This is a genomic window from Halomonas urumqiensis (assembly GCF_003028575.1).
Taxonomy (GTDB): Bacteria; Pseudomonadota; Gammaproteobacteria; order Pseudomonadales; family Halomonadaceae; genus Halomonas; species Halomonas urumqiensis.
Window position 1 is genome coordinate 712,470 of record NZ_PYUD01000001.1, and the last position, 14,807, is coordinate 727,276.

The following is a 14,807-nucleotide window of genomic DNA, read 5'->3' on the forward strand; positions in this document are numbered from 1 at the left end:
TGTCGTTCAGCGACTGAGATCCAGCATCACCTGAAGCAGGACATTGGCCCCGGCTTCCAGGTCCGCCGACTCGGTGAATTCCTCGATGTTATGGCTGATGCCGTTCACGCTGGGCACGAAGATCATGCTCGTCGGGCACACCCGGGCCAGCATCTGCGCGTCATGTCCGGCACCACTGGGCATGCGCATCACGGAATGTCCCAGCGCGGATGCGCAGGATTCCACGCGATCCACCATGGCGGGGTCGAACGGTACCGGGTCGAAGCGGGCCAGCTGGCGCGATTCCACCTGTATCCCCTCACGTTCGGCCAGGGCGTCGATAAACTCGCCCAGTTCACGTTCAGCCCGTGTCAGCTGGTCATTGTCGGTGTTGCGCAGGTCGACCGTCAGCGTGGCGCAATTGGGTACCACGTTGACGAGATTGGGCGAAAGCGCCAGTGCGCCCACCGTTCCCACCTGGTCGCCACCGATGCGGGTGACCAACTCGCGCACGAAAGCGCCTGTGGCCATGGCCGCATGGCCAGCATCACGGCGCATGCGCATGGGGGTCGTCCCGGCATGGTTGGACACACCGGTAAACGTCAGTTCGGTCCAGGAAATACCCTGTACCCTCTCCACGGCCCCGATGGTGATGCCCGATTCCTCGAGCACGGGACCCTGTTCGATATGCAGTTCGACGAAGGCATGCACGTCCGGTCGACCCACCGCCTGTTCGCCGCACGCACCCACGGCCTGCATGCAATCCGCCACCCGCTCCCCATCGATGCCCTTGGTGGCCAGCGCCTCTTCCAGCGCCATGCCACCTACATAGACCAGGCTGCCCATCATGTCCGGCGCGAATCGCGAACCTTCCTCGTTGGAGAAGAACGCCACGCACAACGGCCGCTGGGTTGTCATGCCCGCTTCGTTCAGGGTCTCGACAACCTCGAGTCCTGCAAGCACACCAAGTGTGCCGTCATAGAGCCCCCCGGTGCGCACGGTATCGATGTGCGAGCCGGTCATTACCGGCGGCCCAGGCTCGCGGCCTGGCCGCAGACCGAAGACATTGCCCATCGCATCCATCGACACCTCGAGCCCGAGTGCCTTCATCCAACCGATGACACGCTCACGCCCCCAGGCATCCTCCTCGCTGAACGCCAGGCGACATACCCCGCCTCCCGGCAGCGCGCCAAGTTCACCCAGCGAGCGAAGGCGTTCCAGCAAACGCGCCCCATCGATACGCAGTGACTCATGCATGGCCCACCTCCGCTTGTAGCACGTCGCTGGAGCTGCACCCGACCAACGCCTGGTAGACTGCCTCATCGGTGGCGCCTTCGCTGCCGATCAGCAGGATTCGGCTGTGGGCATCGAGACCCAATCGCTCGCTCAATGCCGGGTCCTGGCGTGCGATCAGCACACCGGCCAACCCCGCCACGGCGCTTTCGCCCGCCACCAGCGGTGCATCGCCACCCACGCCCTCTGCCAGCAGGCGCATGACCTCCACCGCGGCATCGTCTGTCACCGTCATGAAGTCATCCACCCCTTCGTCGAGCACTTCCCAGGCCAGCAACGACACCTCGCCGCAGGCCAAGCCCGCCATCAAGGTATCGAGCTCGCCCTCGACAGCGACGGGCGAACCGGCGCGAGCACTCGCGTAAAGGCAGGCGGCACGATCCGGTTCCACCACCACCACACGGGGCCGTTGTGGTCCATAGGCTTCCCACAGCTGGGCAAGGGCAGCAGCCGCCAAGCCGCCCACGCCGCCCTGCACGAAGCAGTGCGTCGGCGCTTCGTCGAGTTGTGCCACCGCTTCGTCAATCATCACCGTGTAGCCTTGCATGACATCGCGGGGTACCGACATATAGCCGGGATAGGATGTATCCGAGACCACGAACCACCCATTGGCCTCGGCATCCTGTGCTGCTTGGCGCACAGAATCGTCGTAATTGCCCCTGACGCGACGTACCTCGGCACCGAATTGGCGGATGGCCTCCTCACGGCCGGCGGATACCGTGGCGTGCAAGTAGATCACGCAGTTCGCGCCGAACTGCTGTGCCCCCCAGGCCACCGAGCGGCCGTGGTTGCCATCGGTGGCGCAGCACACCGTCAGCGACGAGATCCGCTCGCGATGTCGTCCTGCCAGAAGGTCCGTGGCGGTAGTACCCTCGGGCAGCTTCGACTTGAGCAACTGCAACACCGCATAGGCCCCTCCCAGGGCCTTGAAGCTCTTGAGGGAAAAGCGGCGTGCTTCGTCCTTGTAATCCAGTGATGTCACCCCGGCCGCCGTGGCAAGGCCCTGCAGCGAGATCAGTGGCGTGGGTGCATAGCCGGGCCAGGTGGCGATTTCATCCCGGGCACGGCGCATGGAATCCTGGTCGAGCACGGCGCGTTGCCGCTCGCCGATCGGCTGTCCATTTACCGCGCGGGGATTCGAAAAAAGGGAGACAGAATCATGTGTTATTAGCGTTTGCATGGCGGCCCCTGATGGGTAACGAGAGAGTCGCAACCATTCTCTACATCCTCGAATGTCGGGAATGGCGTGGCGACTAATCTGGAACTTAATTTTTAATATGTCAATAACTGAAAATATGTTTTCATTTTTAGAAAATCATGGCAGGGTTAACGCATGAGCGAACACAACGACACGCTGCAAGCGCGCATCGAGGCGCACTACGACGACCTCCCCAAGGCGGAGAAACGCCTGGGCGATCTGCTGCTGAGCTTTCCGGGGGATATCGCCTCGTACAGTGCCGGTGAGCTGGCGGAGGCCGCCAGTACATCGCGCGCCGCCGCTTCGCGCTTCTTTCAGCGCCTGGGCTACAAGGACTTCAACGAAGCGCGCCAGCAAGTGCGAGAGGCCAAGCGCTGGGGGTCGCCGGTGTATCTGTCATCGGGTACCGAGCAGCGCACCATGCCCAGCCAGCCCATTGAGGACCACCTGGCCCAGGAGCGCGAGAACCTGACCCGAGCCCTGGAAAGCATTCGTCCCGATCAATTGAGAAGGGCCGTGCATGCGCTCAGTACATCACGCCACGTCCATGTCGCCGGGTTTCGCAACAGCTACATGCTGGCTGATTACCTCCGGCGTCAGCTGCAAATCCTGCGCGCCGGTGTCTCGCTGATTCCCAGCACGGGGCAGACCCTGGCGGAAGACCTGGTGGACATCGAAGAGGGGGATACGGTGGTACTGATCGGACTGCGCAGGCGCGTCGACCAGGTCAAGCAGGTACTGGATACCGCGCATGCTCAGGGGGCCAACACCCTGCTGATCACCGACCCATCCTGTGAAAAGCGCCTTGAAGCGACCTGGACCTTCACCTGCCAGGTGCAATCGCAGTCGTTGTTCGACAGTTACAGCGCCTGCATGAGCCTGCTCAACCTGCTGTGCACGACGCTCTTCCACCAGGACATCACGCACAGGCAGGAACGCCTCAAGCGCATCGAAACCCTGCATGACTCGCTCGACGAGTTGAATGCCTATACCTGGCTGACCAAGGGAGAAACGCACACATGACCAATCGAGGCCGGAAACCAGGTCTGAGACCGACCTGAAAACCGGCCCGGCCACCGGTCTGAAAACCGGTTTAAAAATAATAAAAGAGGGGGAGGCGCGCCACGACATGACAAAGACAACGAACCTCGACAGGAGTGGCATCACATGAGCGCTTTGGCCGATAACCTGACACGAATCAGCCGCTGGCTGGATACCTGGGTGGAACGCTGCAGCGTTGCCATCCTCAGCGTACTGGTACTGGTGGTATGGCTGGGCATCCTGTCCCGCTACGTGCTGCCGTGGAATCTCACCTTTACCGAAGAGCTGGCCCGCTACCTGATGATCTGGGTCGCGTTGCTATCGGTATCCCTCGGTATCTGCCGTCGGCAGCATGTCGGCGTGTTGCTGCTGTTCAACCGGTTACCACGGCCACTGCGGATGACGCTGTCGCTGGCCTTCGACCTGATCGCTTTCGTCTTCTTCGCGGTGATCTTCTACCACGGGTTGACCTACGTGGAACGTGGATTCAGTCAATCGACCATGATCTACGGCATGCCACGTGGCTATCCCTACCTGATCATCCCGCTCGCCTCGGCGGTCGCCTGTATCCAACTCACTCTCTCGGCGCTGCGTGACTTGTTGCATCGAGACACCCAACCGGCTTCCGGCACGGCCTGAAGGAGACCCCCATGATCATTGTGGCAACGGCTTTCTTCATGCTCCTGTTTCTTGGCATGCCGGTAGGCATCGTGCTCGGTGTGGCCGGCATGGTGGGCATCCTGGATATGGGGGGTGGTCACTTCCTGGCCATGGTGCCGGACCGTTTCTTCTCCGGCCTCAACCTCTTCCCGTTTCTCGCCATGCCGTTCTTCATCCTGGCCGGCGAGATCATGAATCGCTCGGGTCTGACCATGAATCTGGTCAACTTCGCCCAGGCTCTGGTGGGCTGGCTGCGCGGTGGCATGGCGCATTCCAACATGCTCGCCTCGGTGATGTTCGCCGGCCTCACCGGCTCGGCGACCGCTGATGCCGCCGCCTTCGGTAACACCCTGGTGCCTGCCATGAAAAAGGCCGGCTACAGTGGTCCTTATGCCTGCGCTGTCACCGCTGCCGGCTCGATCATCGGGCCGATCATTCCGCCCTCTACGCTGGCCATCATCTACGGCTCGCTGATGGGCGTCTCGATTGCCGGTTTGTTCGCTGCGGGTATCATCCCCGGGCTGTTGCTATGCTTGGTGTGCATGTGCCTGATCGCCGCCACGGCTCGCCGGCTCAACCTTCCCAAGGACGACCGTGGCCCCAGCCTGTCGCGTATCCTCAAGGAGTTCCGCCGTAGCCTGCTGGCACTGATCCTCCCGGTCTTCATCCTGGCTTCCATTCTCACCGGCATCACCACCCCGACCGAGGCAGCGGCACTGGCGGTGTTCTATGCGCTGTTCATCGGGGTGTTCGTCTACCGCAACGTTAGACTGCGCGACCTCTACGCCATGCTCGCGCGTACGGCCCTGATCACCGGCATCATCTTTCTGATCATTGCCTCGGCATCGATCCTGGGCTGGTGGATGACCTTCAACCAGATTCCCCAGTTGATCGCCAGCGGTTTCCTGTCCATTTCGCAAGATCCGCATGTGATCGTCGGCATGATCGTCGCGATGCTGCTGTTCATCGGACTGTTCATGGACATCAACGCCGCACTGATCATTCTTGCCCCGGTACTGGCCCCGCTGTCGCTGGCCATCGGCCTGGAGCCCGTGCATGCCGGCATGATCATCATCCTGTCGTTGACCATTTCGCTCATGACGCCGCCAGTAGGCGCCTGCCTTTTCGTGCTGGCCTCGGTGACCGGAGAACGCATCGAAGCCATCACACGCTCTCTGTGGCCATTCATCCTGGCCCAGCTCCTGGTGCTGATCGTTACTGCCTATTGGCAGCCGATCACACTATTCATCCCGAGAATGCTCGGACTGGCTAACTAGTGCCAACCCTTCGACCCACCGAGGAGACCACCATGACCAACAACAATCGGACACCTCTCGTTGCTGCGATATTGACCCTGAGCATGGCGGCAAGCGTCACGGCGCAGGCCAATACGACCCTGCGCATCGCCCACCTGAACCCGCCGGAGCCGACCAGCAGTCACTCCGCCGCCATGGTGGCGGTATTCAAGCAACTCGTGGAGACCGCCACCAGCGGCGAGATACAGGTCGAGGGCTATCCCTCCGGGCAGCTCGGTGACGATGCCAATGCCATCAACCAGGTCAGCCAGGGGATCGTCGAGTCCTCCATCTCCTCGGCTGGCGGTGTTGCCGAGCACTACCCGCGAATCGGTATCTTCGACATTCCCTTCGCCTTCCCCAACATCGGGGTGGCAACGGACGTGATCGATCTATCCAGCGATTTCGGCCAGCAACTCGCCGCCGACATGGAAGCGGAAACCTCGGGTCTGAAAGTGATCGGCTTGTTGGATAGTGGTGGTTTCTTCCACTTCACCAACTCACAGCGTCCCATCGAGAGCATCGAGGACATGGAGGGCTTGCGCGTTCGCACCATGACCCTCGATACCCACGAAACCATGATCAACTCACTGGGGGGGGAAGCCACGCCGATCTCCTGGTCGGAGGTCTACACGGCGCTGCAGACGGGCGTGGCCGATGGCCAGATGAACCCGATCCTGCAAACCTCGTTCGCCAACTTCGAGGAAGTACAGCAGTACATGACGATCAGCAACCACCTCATCACACCCTATGTGTGGCTGATCAACGATGCCTTCTACGAAGGGCTTTCCGAAGAGCACCAGAAGGTGATCGACTGGGCCTCGAAGGTGGCCGTGGATGCCGGACGCGCGATGTCACGGATCATCGAAGCCTCAGACGAAGGGCTGCCCAAGCTGGCGGAGGGAATGGAGATCAATACCTTGAGCAGCGAACAGCGCCAGGCATTCATCGACGCCAGCCAGCCGGCGGTGCTCGACACCATCGAAAGCCAGTACGGAGAGGAGGGCGTGGCCCTGCTCGATAGCCTGATGGAATCCATCGAACAGGCTCAGTGAGACGCTTGCTGAAAACGTCATGACCACGGCTCCCTGGCGTCCAAGACGCCAGGGAGCCGTGCATTGACGGGCCACGAGCGAAAGGCGGGGCCGATTGCCGGCCCCGCACGTGGTATTGCCGTCTATGCGGAGTTACTGAGCGGTGATGGTGGTCATCACCAGGTCGCCGTCCACCCGTATCGGGCCGTCTTCGGAGGCACCCAGGGTGTACTCGAAAATACCTGTCTGCATGCCGCCTTCCTCGCTGTGAACCATCAGCATCAGGGGTTCCCCGGCGCTGACTTCCTCGGTCAGAATCGCCGTCACGTCCATGTTGTCACCGGCCTTGAGCGGCGCGTAACCGACCACCGGGCCGGGTTTGCGGGCTTCGTCGGTGCGGTGCACCACCAGCCATCCATTCTGGTCGGCGACGATCTTCTCCGCCGAGACCGTGCCGCCGGAGACGGACTGATCATCGGCCCAGACCTCCGGGTGCATGTCCGAGTGCATGTCCGCCTGGGCCAGGGAGGCACCGGCGAGCAGAGAGGCGGTCACAAATGCGCTTGCCACGAGCTTATTCATCTTCATTCTCTCCTTGCTGTCTGGGCACGACCCACCAGGTGGAAGGTGTATCGGTGAGTCTGCCCATAGCTACGGAGTGCGAGCGAGGAAGGTTGCAGCCTGATGGAAAAAATTCACAGGCGCTGTTGAGGTACCTGCTGGCCGGTGGGGTAGAGGAAACCGTGGATCGCCGGTGACGTGGGCTGGCCGGTGGGCGAGCCGCCCAGGGGCTCGATGCTGATGCCGAACGTCGCCTGCCTGAGCAGGTCGGGGTCGTAGTCACGCAGGGCGGCGGCATCCAGCGTCAGATCCGCGTTGAGCACGCCTACCGAGCGGGGGTCGGGGCCGAGTGAATCCTCCTTGATCCACAGCTGGTAGGAACGGTCGGGGAGCGGTTCGGCGCTGACCGGCAGCACGTTCAGCTGCCGGCGGTTCAGGTCGACGGAGAGCATGAAGGCCGGTTGCTGGTCGTTTTGCTGGAACACGGCAACGAAAGGGGGCTCCTGCGGTGACTGGCCGACTGGCGTGAGCAGCAGGATCGCCAGCGCCAGTGCCGCGGCGCTGGCAAGGCCGGTACTCCATTGCCAGATTCTGAGCCGCTTGTGGAGCAAGGCGACCTGGGCGTTCGTCGCCTCGCTTTCGGGCCTTTCCCCGGGGGCTTCCAGTGCCTCGATGCGGCGCTCGATGCTCCCCAGCAGCCACGGGTCGGGGGTCACCGGCCGCACCTCATCGCCCAGTGGCGCAAGGCGCGCTTCCCAGTCGAGAATCAGGGCGTCCAGTTCGGGCTCATGATCACGACGACGCGCCACCCAGGCCCGCTCGTCGGCCTCCAGAGTGCCGAGCACGAACTCCGCCGCCAGCATGTCGAGATCGTCACGGTCGGTCATGATGCCAGACACCCCTTGAGTTGCTTGAGCGCGCGATGCAGCCAGCTTTTCACCGTGCCCAGCGGCTCATCGAAATGCGCGGCCAGTTCCGACCTCGACCAGCCATCGAGATAGGCCAGCCGCACCATGTCCTGGCGATCCTTCTCGAGTTCTTCAAGGCATTGATCGAGGCGCCGGGATTGCTGCTCATGGTGCAATCGATCAAGGGCGGTGGGCTCGGTCGAGGGCGTGTGGTCCAGGGCGTCTTCACTTTCCATGCGCTTGGTGGGCTGTCGGCGCACTTCGTCGATGGCACGGTGACGGGCGATGGTCACCATCCAGGTGATCGGCGAGGCCCGCCCGGCATCGAACTGGCTGGCTTTCTGCCAGATATTGACAAAGGCCTCCTGTACCACGTCATCGGCAAGCCCCTTGTTCGGCAAGATACGCAGTACCGTGCCGTAGAGTTTCGCCGAGGTGGCCTCGTAAAGCAGCGCGAAGGCCTTGCGGTCCTTTTGCGCCACGCGATGCAGCAGGCCGTTGAGCCGTTCGATAGAGGAAGCGGGTGACGAGTCGGACGAGGTCGAAGCCCCGGCGGGTGTCGAGGAAGACCATGAGGCGTCTGGCATGCGCGGTGCCCTGGTGATGTGGCCCGATGGGAAGACGTTGGGAGCCCTGCATGGCCGTGGCGGCGTCCCGTTTATAGGGAAGGTTGCCGCCTTGGTGCCTCGCGGGTCAAGCCGGCTCTGCCGGAATTGGCGTTGCCGGGGTGGGTGTTCAGCTCACCCTTTCCCTGGGCACCGTGCGCAGGTGGCTTGCCGTCTGGCCGCCGGGAAGGTCGGCGATCAGGTCGGCGGCGGCGAGCAGCCGCGGCAGATCGATGCCGGTGACCACGCCACCGCCCTGCAGGGCGTAGAGCAGGTCTTCGGTGGCGGTGTTGCCGGTGGCGCCGGGAGCGAAGGGGCAGCCGCCCAGGCCCGCGCAGGCGGTATCCACGGCGGTGGCGCCATGGTGGATGGCGAATAGCGCGTTGGCCACGCCCATGCCGAAGGTGTCGTGGCCGTGAAAGGCCCATTCGAGGCCAGGGCGGGCATGGCGTTCGCGCAGCCGGGTGAAGTGGTCGGCTACCTGGTAGGGGCTGGCGCGGCCGGTGGTGTCGCACATCGCCACTTCCACCGGCAGTTCGCCGACCAGCGTCAGGGCCTTGTCGAGCACGCGATCGACCTGCTGCCAGCTCACGGTGCCGTCGAAGGGGCAATCGAAGCTGGTGCCGAGATCCAGGCGCAGCCGGGTGCCTTCGCTTTCGCGAAGGCGCGCGATCACCCGCCCCAGGTCCTCGAGGGATTCGTCCACGCCACGCCGCACGTTGCTGCGGTTGTGCGCTTCCGACACCGAGACCACGTAGACCACTTCGCGGATCCCGTGATCAAGTGCCAGCTCGGCGCCCTTGAGGTTGGGAACCAGCGCGGAGAGGCGCAGTTCCGGACGCTCGGCGAAGGCGGCGACGAGCTCGCCGGTGTCGGCCATCTGGGGAATGGCCCTGGGGCTGACGAAGGAGCCGATTTCCAGGCGGGTGACGCCGGCATCGACCAGCGCCTGGATGCAGCGCTGCTTGTCCTGGGTGGGAAGCGGGGCCTGGATCGATTGGAAGCCGTCGCGCGGGGCGACTTCGACGACGTCGACCCGGGCTGGCGGATTAAGCGATGTCATGGATGAGCCTCCGTGATGCGGTGGGCCTGGGGGGTTGTCGGTACTGGCGCTCAGCCATGGGCAACGTCCTCCTCGTTGTCGGGGTCGCTCAGGCGTTTGAATGCACTGAAGGCGTCGATCAGGAACTGCAGACCCAGGGCGGCGAAGCCGATCGGCATCAGTGCGTAGGGATACACCATGGGCGTTCCCAGTGCGCTCGAGACGCGCTCGCCGTACTCGAAGGCCTGCATCGCCATGATGCCGCCGCGCCACACCAGGATGACGCAGAACACGACACCGAGCAGCCCGGTGATCAGTTCGATGATGCCACGAGCCTTCAGCGGCAGCTTGTCCTTGAAGTAAGTGATGCGGATATGGGCGTCATGGCGCTGGGCCTCGGCGGCGCCGATCACGGCCAGGTAGACCAGCAGGAAGGAGTTGATCTCCAGGCTCCAGCTAGTGGGGGCCGTGAAGGCGTAGCGCATGATGGCGTCGTAGCAGATCGACGCCATCATGAACACCAGTACCGCCATCGAGGTCCCGCGCAGGACGGCCATCAGGCCGTCCCAGCAACGCATGGCAGTCGAAGACATGGGCAGCTCCCTCACGCCTGACCAAGGGCCAGGGCAATGGCACGATCGCCGACCTCCTGGCCGACCTCTTCCTTCCACATGTCCCAAACCTCTTCGACCCCGGCGTTGAAGGTGTCGAGGTCCTCCTCGGTCGGTTCGATGATCTCGATACCGGCTTCCTCGACCATCGGCCAGTACTCGTTGGGGTAGATGTCGTTGTTGCAATGGTCGATGAAGTTGGCGTCGTACCAGTCGGCGGCCTGCTGAATGATTGCGCGGGTCTCGTCGTCGAGACGATCCCAGGTGTCACGCAGCATGAATGGCGCTACCGAGAAGCCGGTGATCGGCAGCTTGTAACAGTACTGCAGCTGCTCCTGGAGACTGCGCCCGATGATTGTCGATATGTTGAAGATGCCGGCATCCACCGTGCCACGCTGCAGCGCCATGTAGGTCTCGGAGGAGGGAATGCGCGTGGCGCCGACATTGTATTTCTCGAACGCCTGTGTGGCTTCGAAGCCGACGATGCGGATCTTCTTGCCGCGCACATCGTCGAGATTACGAATCGGACTGCCCTCGGTGCTCCACAGGTATTCCGGCTCCAGGATGCCGCCGCCGGAGGTGAGCATGTAGAGGTTCTCTTCGGCCAGCACCTCGTTGATCAGTTCCATCAGTGGGCTGCCCTGGCGCAGGCGCTCGGGGTTGCGATAGAGCTCGCCCACCACGCCGGGCAAGCCAGTGACACCGAGGATCGGGATCGAGCGGGTGATGTAGGAGAAGGTGTGGAACATGAAGTCGATGCTGCGAGCACGCAGCGCCGGCAACTGTTCGTCGACCTTGAGCAACTGGCCCGAATCGTGGAAGTCCACGTTCAGTAGGTCACCGCCGTTCTCCTGGAGCATTTCGACGAAACGGTTTGAGCCGTAGGTCAGGGCCTTGTAGGAGTCCGGCAGGTAGGTGACGCCGGTGAGGGTGGTGGCGGCCATGCTGCGCGGCGCCAGCAGGCTCTGGGTGCCGAACAGGGTAGCGCCGGCGGTGGCGAAGGTGCCGTACTTGAGTACTTGGCGACGGGTCAAGCTCATGGTGTGTCTCCTGCTTGTTGTTGTGAAGTAGGATTTACGATTTACACCGGCCCTACATCAGGCTCGGTAACCACAGGCTGAGGCTTGGGAAGAACACGAACAGCATCAGCACGAGGAACTGCACGGCGACGAAAGGCAGCGAGCTCTTGATGATTTCCTCGATCGAGAGCTCGGGGCACACGCCTCGCAACGCATAGAGGTTAAGCCCCACCGGCGGGGTGACCACGGCGATCTCCAGGTTCAGCACCATGACGATGCCGAACCACAACGGGTCGTAGCCGAGTGCTGTGATCAGCGGCAGCAGCACAGGCGTTGTCACCACGATCAGCGAGACGGCATCGACGATCATGCCCAGTAGTATCAGCAGCAGCATCACCGCCAGGAGTATCGCCCAGGCCGGCAGGCCCGAGGCGGTGAGGGTCTCGGTGAGCAGTTGCGGTACCCGCACCATGTTGAGGTAGTCGCCGAAGATCTTGGCGCAACCGATGATCAACAGGATGGCGCCGCTGATGCGCGCCGTGGTGCCGAGAATCTGCAGGAATTTCGCCCAGGAGAGGCTGCGAAACACCAGGGTGGCGATCAGGAAGGCACCGGCGGCACCGATGCCGGCGGCCTCGCTGGGGGTGGCAAGGCCTGAGTAGATCGAGCCGAGCACGGCCACCACCAGCAGCGCGGCGTGCCAGATGTTGGCCAGGCTGACCCAGCGCTCCTTCCAGGTGAAACGCTCTTCGCTGGCCGGTGCCTCGGAGGGGTTCAAGCGCACGCGTATATAGATGAACAGCGACAGGGCAAGCGCCAGCACGATACCGGGCACGATACCGCCGATGAACAGGTCCGCCACCGAAACGCTGGACACCGCGCCATAGATGATGAAAGGCACACTGGGGGGAATCAGCATGGCAAGTGCCCCGGCGCTGACCACCGCACCGGCGGCAAGGGAGCGGCTGTAGCCGCGCTGGAGCATCTGCGGCACGGCGATGGAGCCCACCGCGGCGACCCCGGCAAGGCTGACCCCGGAGACCGCGCCGAACATCGCCGAGGCGCCCACCGAGGAGATCGCCAGGCTACCGCGCAGCCAGTTCAGCCAGCGCACAGCGGCGGTGAACAGGCTCGAGCCGACGGGGGTTGCACCCAGGAAGTTGCCCATCAGGATGAACAGCGGCAGGGCGATCAGCTCGAAGGCGTTGAGCTGGCCGAACAGCGACGAAGGTGCAAAGAAGAACGCCAGCGACCCACGGGCCATGTACAGCCCGATCAGCCCGGAGAGCCCCAGGGCCAGGAAGATGGGAAAGCCGACGGTGATCAGTACCACCAGCACGGCCAGAACGATGATCGGATCCATGGTCGTTTCCTCAGATCACGCCGTCGGCGCGCAGGGCGTCGATGGCGGCTTGGTCGAGGTTGAGCCAGTCCGACAGGATGGCCTCGGTATGCTCGCCGAGCGCTGGCCCGACATGGTCGATGCGGCCCGGTGTCTCGGAAAGCCTCGGGAATACGTTCTGCATGGGCAGCGGCTTGCCATGCCGGTCTGGCACCGCGACGATCGATTCACGCGCCTGGAAGTGCGGGTCGTCGAGCATGTCCGGTGCGCGGTAGACGAGCCCCGCCGGTACGCCAGCCTCGGCCAGGATGTCGACCACCTGCTGGGCGTCGTGCTGGCGGGTCCAGGCGGCCACTAGATCATCGATGGCCTGCTGGTTGTCGCCGCGGGCCCGGTGCGTGGCGTAGTCGGGGTGATCCGCCAGGCGTGGCTGGCCCATGGCGTCACACAGGCGGCGGAACACCGTGTCCTGGTTGGCGCCGATGATCACGTCGCGGCCATCACGCGAGGGGTAGGCGTTGGAGGGGGCGATCTTTGGCAGGAAGCTGCCGCTGCGCTCACGTATCTTGTCGGCGCGTGCGTATTCGGGAATCAGGTTCTCCATCATCGCCAGCACCGACTCGAAGATGGTGCTGTCGACCACCTGGCCGCGCCCGGTGCGCTCACGCTGGTGCAGGGCCATCATGGTGCCGAGCGCCGCATGCAGCCCGGCCAGGGTGTCGCCCAGAGAGATGCCGACTCGCACCGGCGGCCGGTCGGGGTAGCCGCTCAGGTAGCGCAGCCCACCCATGGCCTCGCACACCGAGGCAAAACCCGCCCGCGAGGCGTAGGGGCCATCCTGGCCGAAGCCTGTCACCCGCACCATCACCAGGCCCGGGTTTTCTCGGGCGAGATCCTCGAAGCCGAGCCCCCAGCGCTCCATGGTGCCGGGGCGAAAGTTCTCGATGATTACATCGGCCTTGCCCGCCAGCTTGCGCAGCACGGACTGGCCGTGGGGCGTGCGCAGGTCGAGGGTCAGCGACTGCTTGTTGCGGCCGATGACGTTCCACCACAGCGGCTCTCCGGTTTCACTGTCCTCCTCGCCCCATTGGCGCATGGCATCGCCCTTGCCGGGTGGCTCGACCTTGATCACCTGGGCACCGAAGTCGGCCAGCACCTGGCCGCAGTAGGGGCCGGCGATCAATTGGCCGAGCTCGAGGACCTTGATGTCGCTGAGCGGTGTGGAAGGGGAAGTGTCGTGCTGAGTCATTGTTGTTGTGGGTCCTGTTCCAAGGTGTGGCGGGGCGGTGCCGGTGAGGCCGGCTCGGCTGTGTCGTTGGTTCTGACATGCAGCGCCTTGGCGGCCAGCAGGTGGGCACGCATCACGCTCTCGGCCCACTCGGGGCTGTCGGCGTTGATGGCCTCGAGGATTTCGCGGTGGTGACGCATGCTGCGCCTCAGGTTGGTGAGGTCGTAGTGGCCGAAGTTGCGTCGGATCACTGAGGTGCGCACCACATTCTCGAGCACGCTTGCAAGCCTGTGGTTGCCGCTGGCGAGAATCAGTTCGCGATGGAAATCATGGTTAAGAAAGGCGATGTCGTTGCGCACGCTAGGGTCGGACTCGACAAGCTCGACGAGAGCCTCCATGTCACCGGCCAGAGACTCCAGCCTAGCCAGCCGCTCGGCAGTGATGCGACCGCTTGCCAGGCGAACCGCCATCGGTTCGAGCACCATGCGTAGTTCGAAAACTTCGCGGGCGTCGTCGTCGGTCCAGGCCACTACGCGCGCACCATGGTGGGGAATGGCTTCAAGCCAGCCCTCGGTGACCAGTTCACGCAGCGCCTCGCGGACGGGGGTGCGGCTGACCGCGAGTTCGCGGGCGATGCTGGTCTCGCGGATGTACTCGTTGGCCTGGTAATGACCGTCGAGGATCCGCTGCTTGATCACGTCATGCACTTCGGCCGTCGCGGTCCTGACGACGTTGGGGTGTGGTGTGCGAAGCGCTTTATCCATGGTTGTCTCGCTTGTTGCATGCAATGTTGACTATAGATGCCGATCAGCATGACTAATTATTAGACTTTGGTCGTTTTTTGCATGCAACTGTTGTTCGTAACAGATGTTCGTAACACATGTTCGTCACACGTGTGCGGAATGCATTGACGAAGGCGGCTGGAGTGTCCCGGGGAGTGCGGCAAGTGGCCATGGGGCATAAAAAAATCCAGTGCAGTGTTGAGCGCTCG

The 14,807-nt window shown here is 63.3% G+C and carries 15 protein-coding genes; 4 read left to right on the top strand and 11 right to left on the bottom strand.

Going from position 1 to position 14,807, the window contains the following annotated elements; all coding sequences use genetic code 11:
• Positions 1 to 6: 6 nt before the first annotated feature.
• Together C6V82_RS02935 and C6V82_RS02940 are read right to left on the bottom strand one after the other, a co-directional pair.
• Entirely contained in the window at positions 7 to 1,236 is a 1,230-nt protein-coding gene (locus C6V82_RS02935; protein ID WP_102589383.1) for a Zn-dependent hydrolase, read from the bottom strand.
• Positions 1,229 to 2,452 (bottom strand): diaminopropionate ammonia-lyase, encoded by a 1,224-nt coding sequence (locus tag C6V82_RS02940; protein ID WP_102589384.1) that lies wholly within the window; start codon positions 2,450 to 2,452, stop codon positions 1,229 to 1,231. Before C6V82_RS02940 ends, C6V82_RS02935 begins: the two co-directional genes overlap by 8 nt.
• A 153-nt stretch (positions 2,453 to 2,605) precedes the next feature.
• Between C6V82_RS02940 and C6V82_RS02945 the strand changes: the two genes are divergently transcribed.
• The 4 genes from C6V82_RS02945 (at position 2,606) to C6V82_RS02960 (ending at position 6,521) form a co-directional block, all read left to right on the top strand.
• Positions 2,606 to 3,493, top strand: coding sequence for a MurR/RpiR family transcriptional regulator (locus C6V82_RS02945; RefSeq protein ID WP_102589385.1), 888 nt, complete (start codon positions 2,606 to 2,608; stop codon positions 3,491 to 3,493).
• Positions 3,494 to 3,637: 144 nt separating this feature from the next.
• On the top strand, positions 3,638 to 4,150 hold the full coding sequence (locus C6V82_RS02950; RefSeq protein ID WP_102589386.1) for a TRAP transporter small permease: 513 nt from the start codon (positions 3,638 to 3,640) through the stop codon (positions 4,148 to 4,150).
• An 11-nt stretch (positions 4,151 to 4,161) separates the two neighbouring features.
• A complete protein-coding gene (locus C6V82_RS02955; protein ID WP_180978342.1) occupies positions 4,162 to 5,448 on the top strand; it encodes a TRAP transporter large permease in 1,287 nt (428 codons plus the stop codon).
• A 32-nt stretch (positions 5,449 to 5,480) separates the two neighbouring features.
• The gene (locus C6V82_RS02960) at positions 5,481 to 6,521 is read left to right on the top strand and encodes a TRAP transporter substrate-binding protein (protein ID WP_102589387.1); all 1,041 of its coding nucleotides are present in this window, start codon (positions 5,481 to 5,483) and stop codon (positions 6,519 to 6,521) included.
• A gap of 132 nt (positions 6,522 to 6,653) precedes the next feature.
• On the opposite strand, the gene C6V82_RS02965 is transcribed toward C6V82_RS02960, so the two are convergent.
• From C6V82_RS02965 to C6V82_RS03005, 9 genes are all read right to left on the bottom strand, one after another.
• Positions 6,654 to 7,082 (bottom strand): DUF7282 domain-containing protein, encoded by a 429-nt coding sequence (locus C6V82_RS02965; RefSeq protein ID WP_102589388.1) that lies wholly within the window; start codon positions 7,080 to 7,082, stop codon positions 6,654 to 6,656.
• A 113-nt stretch (positions 7,083 to 7,195) separates the two neighbouring features.
• Complete coding sequence (locus tag C6V82_RS02970; protein ID WP_102589389.1) at positions 7,196 to 7,948, bottom strand: anti-sigma factor; 753 nt, start codon at positions 7,946 to 7,948, stop codon at positions 7,196 to 7,198.
• Positions 7,945 to 8,556, bottom strand: coding sequence for a sigma-70 family RNA polymerase sigma factor (locus tag C6V82_RS02975; RefSeq protein WP_102589390.1), 612 nt, complete (start codon positions 8,554 to 8,556; stop codon positions 7,945 to 7,947). Before C6V82_RS02975 ends, C6V82_RS02970 begins: the two co-directional genes overlap by 4 nt.
• 148 nt (positions 8,557 to 8,704) lie before the next feature.
• Positions 8,705 to 9,637, bottom strand: a complete 933-nt coding sequence (locus C6V82_RS02980; RefSeq protein ID WP_102589391.1) for a hydroxymethylglutaryl-CoA lyase — start codon at positions 9,635 to 9,637, stop codon at positions 8,705 to 8,707.
• Positions 9,638 to 9,687: 50 nt separating this feature from the next.
• Entirely contained in the window at positions 9,688 to 10,209 is a 522-nt protein-coding gene (locus tag C6V82_RS02985) for a TRAP transporter small permease (protein ID WP_102589392.1), read from the bottom strand.
• An 11-nt stretch (positions 10,210 to 10,220) separates the two neighbouring features.
• Positions 10,221 to 11,267, bottom strand: coding sequence for a TRAP transporter substrate-binding protein (locus tag C6V82_RS02990; protein ID WP_102589393.1), 1,047 nt, complete (start codon positions 11,265 to 11,267; stop codon positions 10,221 to 10,223).
• A gap of 52 nt (positions 11,268 to 11,319) precedes the next feature.
• Positions 11,320 to 12,609: a TRAP transporter large permease gene (locus tag C6V82_RS02995; protein ID WP_102589394.1), complete on the bottom strand. Its 1,290-nt coding sequence runs from the start codon at positions 12,607 to 12,609 to the stop codon at positions 11,320 to 11,322.
• A gap of 10 nt (positions 12,610 to 12,619) precedes the next feature.
• A complete protein-coding gene (locus tag C6V82_RS03000) occupies positions 12,620 to 13,837 on the bottom strand; it encodes a CaiB/BaiF CoA transferase family protein (protein ID WP_102589395.1) in 1,218 nt (405 codons plus the stop codon).
• Positions 13,834 to 14,580 carry a GntR family transcriptional regulator gene (locus tag C6V82_RS03005; protein WP_102589396.1) on the bottom strand — a complete coding sequence of 249 codons (747 nt, stop codon included), beginning with the start codon at positions 14,578 to 14,580 and terminating at the stop codon, positions 13,834 to 13,836. Before C6V82_RS03005 ends, C6V82_RS03000 begins: the two co-directional genes overlap by 4 nt.
• Positions 14,581 to 14,807 lie beyond the last annotated feature (227 nt).